Source organism: Xanthomonas arboricola pv. juglandis, assembly GCF_001013475.1.
In the GTDB taxonomy this organism is placed as follows: domain Bacteria; phylum Pseudomonadota; class Gammaproteobacteria; order Xanthomonadales; family Xanthomonadaceae; genus Xanthomonas; species Xanthomonas arboricola.
The window spans coordinates 517,017-527,807 of record NZ_JZEF01000004.1 but is presented as its reverse complement, the minus strand read 5'-3'; the positions used below and the strand labels follow the sequence as shown (position 1 = coordinate 527,807).

Here is a 10,791-nt window from a genome sequence, read left to right as displayed (position 1 = left end):
ATGAGGATCGCATCGCGTTTGCCTGCGGTCCAATCGTAGTTGACGATGAGATCGTTACCAGAGCCACGTCCGAAGATGTAGACGTCGTTGCCGAAGCCACCGTCAAGGGTATCGTTGCCTGCACCACCGTCTAAAAGGTCGTCGCCATTCTCGCCAGATAAACTATCAGTGCCGACGCCACCGAGCAGAAGGTCGTTCCCATTGCCGCCGTAAAGGCGATCGTTCTGATCACCGCCATCGAGCGTGTCATTACCCTCATTGCCGTAGAGCGTATCGGCACCGATCCCACCCTGGAGAACATCGTCTCCTCCATAGCCTGACAAGGTGTCATCACCCAGACCACCGTTGAGCACATCGGCAGTGGCATAGCCGGTCAGTGCATCGTTGCCGTCCGTTGCCACCTGAACCAGCGCCTTGATTGCGGCGATATCCCAAGTTGTGCCGTCGGCAAAGCGGACCTCTTCTACCTGATAGCCGTAAGTCGCATCAGCATAGAAGTAGCTGTTGACCCGGACACTGTCCGAGGTGCCCTTGATGCTCAACACCAAGCTATCGCCATCCCGCGCTACCGAAACGTCTCCGGTCGAGATGCCTTCACCCATGACGATCGCATCGTGCTTACCAGCGGCCCAATCGTTATTTGTGATGATATCGTTGCCGGAGTCACGACCAAAACGATACACGTCGTTGCCATAGCCGCCGTCGAGCGTATCATTGCCAGCCCCACCATCCAGCACATCGTCTCCGCCGTACCCATATACATTATCAAGCGACGACGTACCCTGGAGGATATCTGATTCGGCCGTGCCATAAATGTAGCTCTGCGTAGCTGGTTGCTGCATTACTAAATTAAGTACGTCCGCATAGGCCCAAGAAGTTCCATCAGCAAAATTGATCTTTCCGACTGTGTAGGAAGTGCTTCCAGATTCATAGAAATAGCTACCCACTGTGATCTGCGCATTTGTCCCCTTAATTGCCATTATCAGGTCGTTGCTATAACGCCAAACCATAAGGTCAGCCATAGCAACATCCGCAGCCAGCTCCAGCACGTCAGTGGAGCCACTGTCATAGCTGTAGTTGCTAATAGTGTCCTGCCCAGAGGTGCGACCAAACACATAGGTGTCACCTCCGACGTCTCCGCTCAGGTAGTCATTGCCGGCGCCGCCATCTAGACGGTCATTGCCTTCTCCACCGTACAGCTTATCGTTTTGGGCACCACCGAGCAGCAAGTCATTGCCGGCTTCACCATACAGGCTATCCGAGCCCTCACCGCCATCGAGTAGATCGTCTCCACCTTGGCCGTTGAGGGTGTCATCGCCACGCCCCCCAGAAAGGCTATCACTGCCCTGGTAACCGATTAGCTGATCATCCCCTGCTGTAGAGGCTTGTACCAACGATCTGATCTGTGTGGCATCCCACACCGTTCCATCGGCAAAACGCACCTGGTTGATCGCATACAACTCTCTACCATCATTGTAAAAATGACTTCCAACCCGAATCTGCGCATCAGTTCCTTTGATAGCCAGTACGAGATCATTGCTGTAGCGCCAGATGGTCACATCTTCCACAGCAACATCCGAAGCTAGCTCAATCACGTCAGTAGACGTAGTTTCATAGCTATAGTTGCTGACCGTGTCTTGGCCTGAGGAACGGCCGAATACATAGGTGTCGCTCCCGGCATCGCCGCTCAGATAGTCATTGCCGGAACCACCCTCAAGACGATCATTGCCTCCACCGCCATACAGGATGTCGTTGTTCGCTCCACCATCCAGCTGATCATCGCCTTCGCCGCCGTAGAGCGTATCTCCCTGTGCGCCACCGAACAGTCGATCGTCACCCGCCTCACCGAATAGATTGTCGGCACCCTCACCACCGTCAAGTAGGTCGTCTCCGCCTCGTCCGTTGATGCTATCGTCACCACGCCCACCATAAAGACTGTCATTGCGTTCATAGCCGGTCAGCTGATCATTCCCGGCCGTAGAAGCCTGCACCAGTGACTTGATCTGTGCAGCATCCCAGATCGTTCCATCGGCAAAACGTATCTGATTGAGAGTATACGGACCATTGGCGTCGTTGTAGAAGTGACTGCTCACCGTAACGCGCGCATCCGTTCCCTTGATCGCCAGCACAAGATCATCACTAGAACGCCATGCCGTCACGTCTGAGACGGCAACGCCGGCAGCCAGCTCCAGTACGTCAGTCGACATATTGTCGTAGATATAGTTGAAGATCGTGTCCTGACCGGAGGTTCGGCCAAAGACATAGGTATCGCTTCCGACGTCTCCGCTTAAATAGTCATTTCCGCTACCGCCATCCAAGCGATCATTACCGCCACCCCCGTATAGCGTGTCGTTATTTGCTCCTCCGTCAAGTCGATCATCGCCCTCACCACCATAAAGCGTGTCGTTTTGTGTACCACCAAACAATTGATCGTTGCCCGCTTCCCCGGAAAGGTTGTCAGCACCTTCGCTGCCATCAAGCAGATCGTCTCCGCCTTGTCCACTGATGGTGTCATCGCCACGTCCACCGGAAAGACTGTCATTGCCTTCATAGCCGGTCAGCTGATCATTCCCGGCCGTCGAGGTCTGCACCAATGACTTGATCTGTGCAGCATCCCAAACCGTTCCGTCAGCAAAACGCACCTGAGTGAGCGCGTACGGCCCATTGGCATTGTTGTAGAAGTGGCTGCTTACCGTCACGCGAGCATCCGTGCCCTTGATCGCCAGCACCAAGTCATCGCTATAGCGCCAGATCGTCACATCTGAGACGGCGACATCCGCAGCCAACTCCAACACGTCAGTGGAACCACTGTCATAGGTATAGTTGCTTATCGTGTCTTGGCCAGAATTACGACCAAACACGTAGATGTCGCTTCCTGCATCCCCGCTCAGGTAGTCGTTGCCGGTACCGCCATCCAGTCGGTCATTGCCGCCGCCACCATAGAGCGTGTCATTGTTTGTCCCGCCATCCAGCTGATCGTCGCCCTCGCCACCGGAGAGCATGTCGTTCTGCGCGCCACCGAACAGCAGATCATTACCCGCGTCGCCTGACAGGCTATCACCACCCTCGCCACCCTGAAGCAGGTCGTCTCCGGCTTGGCCATAGATAGTGTCATCCCCACGTCCACCTGAAAGGCTATCGTTGCCTTGGTAGCCGGTCAGCTGATCATTCCCGGACGTCGAGGCCTGCACCAACGACTTGATCTGTGCAGCATCCCAAACTGTCCCATCAGCAAAACGCACCTGATTGAGCGCATATGGACCGTTAGCATCGTTGTAGAAGTAGCTACTGACAGTAACGCGAGCATCCGTCCCATTGATCGTCAGCACCAAGTCATCGCTATAGCGCCAAATCGTCACATCTGACACGGCAACATCCGCAGCCAACTCCAACACATCAGTGGAACCACCGTCATAGTTGTAGTTGCTGATCGTGTCCTGTCCGGAAGCGCGACCAAACAAGTAGATGTCGCTTCCTGCGTCCCCGCTCAAGTAGTCATTGCCGACGCCGCCCTCTAGGCGGTCATTGCCACTGCCACCATAAAGCGTGTCATTGTTCGCTCCGCCATCGAGCTGGTCGTTACCCTCACCGCCATAGAGCGTATCGTTCTGCGTACCACCGAATAGGCGATCATTGCCAGCCTCACCAGACAGGCTATCGCCCCCCTCACCACCCTCAAGCAGATCGTCACCACCTTGTCCGTTGATGGTGTCATCACCGCGCCCACCAAAAAGGCTGTCGCTGCCTTGGTAGCCGGTCAATTGATCACTTCCGTCACCTGCGATTTGCACCATCTCTCTGAGCTTTGCAACGTCCCAGATTGTAGCGTCGGCGAATCGAATCTCTTTTACCGAGTAAGGACCATTTCCATCGTTATAAAAATAGTTCGATACAGCCAAGCGGTCGTTAGTCCCAGCTATCTCAATGATCAGATCGTCACTGTAACGGGAAACCTTGATATCAGCTGCGGACAAATCGTCTGCAATCAGAATCAGATCCTCCTCGCCGGTAGAGTGATAGTTGGAGACGGTATCCCTACCAGAACCTCGGCCGAACAGGTAAACGTCACTACCAGCATCCCCGCTCAGATAGTCGTCACCTGCACCACCGTCAAGACGGTCCGTACCGGCACCACCGTACAGCGTGTCGTTTCCGCCCCCCCCATCCAGCGAGTCATTGCCTTCCCCACCGGATAGCACATCATTGCCATCTCCGCCAGACAACTTATCGCTTCCGGCCTCGCCGTAAAGCGAATCGTTGCCACGCTCACCGACAAGGAGGTCGTCCCCAAGTCCTCCTCGCAAATCATCGCCGCCAGCGCTTCCCCAGATGATGTCATCGCGTGACCCCAGCTGCGCCACTCCAGACACGAGGTTAATATCCGAGCTTACCAGTGCAGCAAGTCCTTCTGGCGAAACTTTGGCTTGATCGATCATTGCCCGAAGAGCATCAACACCGTTCCAGCCTGTGTCGGCAAGAAAGCCTCCGCCGTAGCGATACAAATCGATAGCGTCTTGCAGAGCCTCGCTCTTACTTTCTTGCCACTTATCCGAAAGCTTGGCTGTCAATCCAAGGACATCGAACTTGAATTCACCATCCACGAGATTAATGCTAACGCCGTCCAAATAACCTTTCAGACGCGTCTCCATCACCAAGCCTGCATACACCGACTCTTTTAAGCTGGCATAGGCAGCTCTGAGCGCTTCGATCTGCTCGGGCTGCAATAAAATACTCATAGAAAAAAACTTAGTTCCGTCCAACTTGGACAACTCGCTCCACGAATAGGAACTTCCCCCGGTCGACGCTTGGTCATAACGATAGCTGATCAGACTGGAGCCATTGAATTTTTCCAAGATGGCAATCATTGGACCAAGCTCTGCATGCTGCTGCTTAATCCAAGCATTTATAGCTTCGGGACTCTGGGCCGCGACATCGGCTGGGAGAACGCCGCGATAAAGCAGCTCGCGCGCGCCCCCGACAGATTCAAGCATCTCTTCACTGCTCTGCATTGTGGAGGTCGCCGCCCATTGGGTGAGAATAGTGTCAAGCGAGGTTCTCATCGAATCGCGAGATGCTCCAGGTGAAATCGCTTGTATAGAAGCCAACAACTCTACAGATAAGCTCCCAGCTTCCTTTAAATCTCGTACGGCACCGCTACCCTTTAGGTTTGGCAGCAAGCTAGCTTTACTCGTCACTTCAATAGGATTCAGCGACCCACTAAAATCACGAAAAAAATTATTCATAGCAAGCTGAAGATCGCCAGCGAGCCCTATAGTCCCATCAACACGCTCGTAAGCACCCCGATTATCCACTACATTTCCGTTACCGAGATCCAAATCATCAGTAACAGTCGGCCGCAATGAAATCCTAGAAACATTCAAACTTTCAAATGTAAATAATTCATTAGACTGCGAAATACCGTCCTGATTCAAATCGCGCCATAAACGGACATCACCGAAGTGTCTATCAGCCGAACTAAAAAACCCATCCTTATTGCTGTCTAGATCGGCAAGCGCAGAAAACCCAGAGGAAGCCTTCACTCCAGACGAAAGATCGGTATCCGCTCCGAAAAGTTCGGATCCGTCATCAACCCTACCATTTCCGTTCCTATCCATAACTACAAATGCGTCGTCAGACTTAATCCATCCAGTTCCGCTTTTTACACCGTCACCATCATGATCAAAAAGGATTGAGCCGTTCGCTTCTACTGTCTCGATTCCGTCATCGTCAAGGTCGATAACCAGAGGATCGCGGCGTGGCACAAAGTTTCTTGCACGATCGAACATATCTCTTAGTGAGTCGCCTAACTCATCAAAACGGTCGCCCCACCACTTAGCCGTATCACTCCACGCGTCCTCAAACCAATCCGCCACATCTTTGATTGCTTCTTTACCCCAGTCTCCCAACTTATTCCATTCACTGTCAGGAACAAAATCCGGAGCCAATACTCCTACACCAATAGCTACAGCGGCGACGACTGCTATAGCAGGAGCTCCAGTGATTCCTAAGAATCCGAGGACTCCGGTCGCAATAGTTCCTGCAGCTGCTCCCATTGCAGCACCTACAACCGCTTTAGCCACATCTCCAGGTGTACCATACAAAGTGGCAGCGCCAATATCCACCAAATCCCCCACTGGCCCCCCATGTTTTGCAGCAAACCGCAGAGCGGGACTCGCATTCATTAAAGATGCATATTTTGAAGTTGACTCTGAATAATATGCATTCAACACATCAGACATTGGTCCTTGAGCACCAGCCAAAGCGCTCGCTTCACGCGCAGCTGAAACTGCAGCCTCTGAATAAGCAGCCTTCCATCTTGGATCACTAACTGATTCCGCCGCGCTAGCATAGTCCAAAAAAACTTGGGACTGTCTATTATGCCCAGCTACTAGTGCCTGCCTGATTGCAGCTTGAGCATCCGCCCCATCCGCAAGCGATTGCGCGTACTGTTTCTCGTATTGAGCTACAAAGGCGAAAGTGGCCGACCGATACGCACTCCCTAGCTTATTGGCATCTTCAAATCCAAAAGGATCGGCTGGCTTTGAATCACCCCCCCCATTATTATTACCACTGCCATTATTGCTGTTGCTGCTACCTTCTTGGCTAGTCATCGCTATCATTCCTTTTTATTTTTTAAATACCTGCCGCAGTATGGCGACAGAACCGTAAGCCATTACGACACAAGCTGCGACCATAATCCCGTAACCAAGACCAAATAGAAAATGCGATTTCCCCAAAAGTATAATAAGCCTTATTCCCTTAGTTGGATTTTCAATTGAACTTACGGGGAGAGCTAAAACCAAAACTATTGATAAAATAGAAGCAATAAATAATCCGCACACGCCCAATGCAAATGCTTTTGATTTATTATCAATCTCTTTAACATCTGAATCTGCACGCACCCAAATTACAACAAGGGGAGATAGAATCAGAGAAGAGAGGACAGTGACGTCATATCCGCCTGCATCACCCCATGCAGCCTTATAGAAATTTTTCCACCCATCAATAAACTGCAAATCGTGAATTTTTAACAATAGAGAGAGTTTGCCAACTAGAATTGGGAGAAAGAAGAAAACAAACAGCAAAAATCCACTCATTTTTTTAGTTAAGGCATTCAATTTATTAATCTCCATAGACTCCAATAGAATTCCTAGGCTCTCACCGTTCCCTTAACGACTCGGATCCGTGATGACGAAGTGGACTAAGCAGATAGTCAATCACTCGCCGCTTGCCCGTCTTCACTTCCGCACTCAAGCTCATCCCAGCACTCATCCGCACCTTGACCCCATCGATCTCCAGCGTGCTGCCGTTCAATTTGATGCGTGCGGGGAATACCAGGCCCAGCTTTTCGTCCTGCGCAGCATCGTGGGAGACGCTGGCGACCGTGCCGGTCAGATAGCCGTAGCGGGTATAGGGGAAGCTATCGACCTTGACGGTGACCGGTTGGCCCGGGCGCATGAAACCGATGTCCTTGTTGAGGACGGTGACTTCAACCTCCAGTGCTTCTTCGGCCGGCACTACGACCAGTAACGGCTGTGCGGGCGTGACCACACCACCTACGGTGTGGACGGCCAGCTGCTGGATGGTGCCGTCGACGGGGGCGTGCAGGGCCATCAGCTTGTCGCGCCGGCCGGTCTTGGCGACGTCCTGGGTCAGCTGGCCGGCCTGCTCGCTTGCCTGGCGCAGGGCATCCAGTGCCTGCTGGCGTGTGTCGGTGACAAGTACGCGCAACTCTTCCTGCGCCGCGCTGATCGCCGAGCGGATTTCCTGCAAGCGGTTGCGCTGGGTGGCAAGCTGGCTTTCTGCGGCGATGCGTTCCTGTTCGCGCAACAGGTAGTCATGGCGGCCGACGTACTTGCCTTCGACCAGGCGGCCGTAGTCTTCTGCGCGCACTTTGGAGATGCGTGCGGATTCAGCCAGCGGTTCGATCGCGTCCTGAGTGGTCTGCAACTCGGCCTGGCGTTGGGCGATGCCGGCTTGCAGGTTATGCCGGCGCGCCTGGAATGCGTCGAATTGACTGCTGACCAATTGCTGCTCGTTGGCCACGCGCTCGGCGGGCAGATCCGGAGCGGGACCGAGCTGCGGCGGCTGCGCGGTCGCAATGGCGGTCGCCAGCGCTGCCTGGCGAAGCGCGGCCAGCCGTGCGTTGACCAGTGCGTCGCCGGCCTGGGCGAACTCGGCGCCGGTGGCGGTGGCATCGAGTTCGACCAGCAGCTGGCCTTTTTTCACCGCCTGTCCGTCGCGCACCAGGATCCTGCGCACCACCGCGGTTTCTGCGGTCTGCACCACCTTGGTCCGCGAATCAACCACGGTCTTGCCCGGTGCCACGGCGACGATATCGAGCTTGCCCAGGCACGCCCACAGCAGCGCGACACAGAAGAAACCGATGAGGATACGCATTGTCCAGCGCGCGGTGGGCGAGACAGGCGTTTCGGTCAGTTCAAGATGCGCGGGCAGGAACGCGCGCTCGTCGGCGCTGCGCGCGGGCGGGTCGAGCTGGCGGCGCACCGCCCAGGCCGATTTGAAAATCTTGAAATAGCGGAGAAAGAAATCGCGCCATCCCTGGAGCAGGTGCTTCATGGTGTCCCCTGTTGCAGTCTGTACAGATGTGCGTACTGGCCTTCCGGCCGGTCGACCAGCTCGGCATGCGAGCCGCTCTCGATGATGCGTCCCTTCTCCACCACGACGATGCGATTGGCCTGCCGCACGGTAGAAAGGCGGTGCGCGATGATCAGCACGGTGCGTCCCTTGCAGATCGCGCGCATATTGCTCATTACCGCGTGTTCCGATTCGTAATCCAGGGCGCTGGTGGCCTCGTCGAGAATCAGAATGCGCGGATCGCCGATCAGTGCGCGCGCGATCGCAATGCGCTGCCGCTGCCCACCGGACAAACCGGTGCCGTGCTCGCCGACTTTGGTGTCGTAGCCTTCCGGCAATTCCAGAATGAAGTCGTGGGCACCTGCCAGCTTGGCCGCATGGATCACCCGCTCCAGCGGCATGCCGGGATCGGTCAACGCGATGTTCTCGCGCACGCTGCGGTTGAACAGGAAGTTTTCCTGCAGCACCACGCCCAGCTGACGACGCAACCAGGCCGGATCGGCCAGCGCCAGGTCCTGGCCATCGATCAGCACCCGCCCGCGCTCGGGCGTGTAGAGCCGCTGCACCAGCTTGGTCAGCGTGCTCTTGCCGGACCCGGAACGGCCGACGATGCCGATGATTTCGCCTGGGCGGACATCCAGCTCGATCCCGTTGAGCACCTCGGGCGCATCCGGCCGATAGCGGAACGTGACACGCTCGAACGTCACCTGCCCGCGAATCGGCGGCAATGCCAGGCGACTGCCCGGCACCTCGGTGCGCGTATTGAGAATATCGCCCAGCCGCTCGACCGAGATACCGACCTGCTGGAAGTCCTGCCACAACTGAGCCAACCGAATGATCGGCGCGGTGACCTGGCCCGAGAGCATGTTGAAGGCGATCAATTGACCAATCGACAGCTTGCCTTCCATCACCAGCTTTGCGCCCCAGAACAGCACCGCCACGGCGGTGAGCTTCTGCACCAGTTGCACGCCCTGTTGTCCCAGGGTGGCGATGCGGGTGACGTTGAAACCGGCGCTGACATAGCCGGCCAGCTGGTTGTCCCAGGTACGGGTCACGCGCGGATCCACCGCCATCGCCTTGACCGTGCCGATACCGCTGACTGTCTCCACCAGGAAGGATTGGTTGTCGGCGCCGCGCGCGAACTTGTCGTTCAGGCGTTTGCGCAGCACCGGGGTGACCAGGCCCGAGATGGTCGCGTACAACGGCAGCGACAGCACCACGATCAAGGTCAGCCAACCGCTGTACCAGAACATCACCGACAGAAAGACCACCGTAAAGAACAGGTCCAGCACCGAGGTCAGCGCCTGTCCGGTGAGGAAGTTGCGGATGTTCTCCAGCTCGCGGACGCGCGCGATGGTGTCGCCCACCCGCCGCGATTCGAAATACGTCAGCGGCAGCGACAACACATGCCGGAACAAGCGCGCACCCAGTTCCACATCGATCTTGCTGGTGGTGTGGGCGAAGACGTAGGTACGCAGTCCGGACAGCAGCACGTCGAACACCGCCATCGAGACCAGCCCGATCGCGATCACGTCCAGCGTGGTCAGGCCGTTGTGCACCAGCACCTTGTCCATCACCACTTGATAGAACAGTGGCGTGATCAGCGCGAACAGCTGGATGAAGAACGAGACGATAAAGACCTCGAGCATCAACTTGCGGTACTTCACCACCGCAGGAATGAACCAGCTGAAGTCGAACTTGGCCAGGTCGCCAAGCACCGAAGCCCGCGAGGCCACCTGCAGCAATCGCCCCTGGTAACGTGCTTCGAACTCGGCGGGCGAGATGGAGCGTGGCCGCTTTTCGACCAGATCGTGGATCAGGATCTGGTCCGCCCCGACCTTGGCGACGATAAACGCGTCGCCATCCGGCACCAGGGCCAGGGCCGGTAACGCCGCCATGCCGATCCGTGCGGCCGGCTGGGCAACGACTTTGGCTTTTAGCCCCAGTTGCTTGGCTGCCAGCAGCAGCGTGGTTTCGTCGAACGGCTCGCCGCCTCGTCCGAACCCATGCGCCAGTTGCACCGCGTCTGCGGCAACGCCATGAAATTGCGCCAGCAGGACCAACCCCTGCAGCCCCAGATCCGGTCGGCCTTGCACCGACGAGCCGCCCTCGACTAACGAGAGCGACGCACTTCCCCCTGACATACGCGTTCCTTGCTGTAGAGCCCAAGCCGGACTCAAGTGATGGAATAGA

4 protein-coding genes are annotated in these 10,791 nt (G+C 55.9%); all 4 read right to left on the bottom strand.

Going from position 1 to position 10,791, the window contains the following annotated elements; translation table 11 throughout:
* Window positions 1-6,611, bottom strand: a 6,611-nt coding sequence (locus tag XARJCFBP2528_RS17180) for a calcium-binding protein (RefSeq protein WP_155410733.1), incomplete at its 3' end; no start/stop codon positions are given.
* A 15-nt stretch (window positions 6,612-6,626) separates the two neighbouring features.
* Window positions 6,627-7,118 (bottom strand): hypothetical protein, encoded by a 492-nt coding sequence (locus tag XARJCFBP2528_RS23575; protein WP_144422650.1) that lies wholly within the window; start codon window positions 7,116-7,118, stop codon window positions 6,627-6,629.
* A gap of 40 nt (window positions 7,119-7,158) precedes the next feature.
* On the bottom strand, window positions 7,159-8,580 hold the full coding sequence (locus tag XARJCFBP2528_RS17175) for an HlyD family type I secretion periplasmic adaptor subunit (RefSeq protein WP_016902306.1): 1,422 nt from the start codon (window positions 8,578-8,580) through the stop codon (window positions 7,159-7,161).
* Window positions 8,577-10,742, bottom strand: a complete 2,166-nt coding sequence (locus tag XARJCFBP2528_RS17170) for a type I secretion system permease/ATPase (protein WP_026064273.1) — start codon at window positions 10,740-10,742, stop codon at window positions 8,577-8,579. Before XARJCFBP2528_RS17170 ends, XARJCFBP2528_RS17175 begins: the two co-directional genes overlap by 4 nt.
* Window positions 10,743-10,791 lie beyond the last annotated feature (49 nt).

Coding starts and splice junctions, on each gene's coding strand:
- XARJCFBP2528_RS17175 (WP_016902306.1), bottom strand. CDS start 8,580: ATGAAGCACCTGCTCCAGGGATGGCGCGATTTCTTTCTCCGCTATTTC.
- XARJCFBP2528_RS17170 (WP_026064273.1), bottom strand. CDS start 10,742: ATGTCAGGGGGAAGTGCGTCGCTCTCGTTAGTCGAGGGCGGCTCGTCG.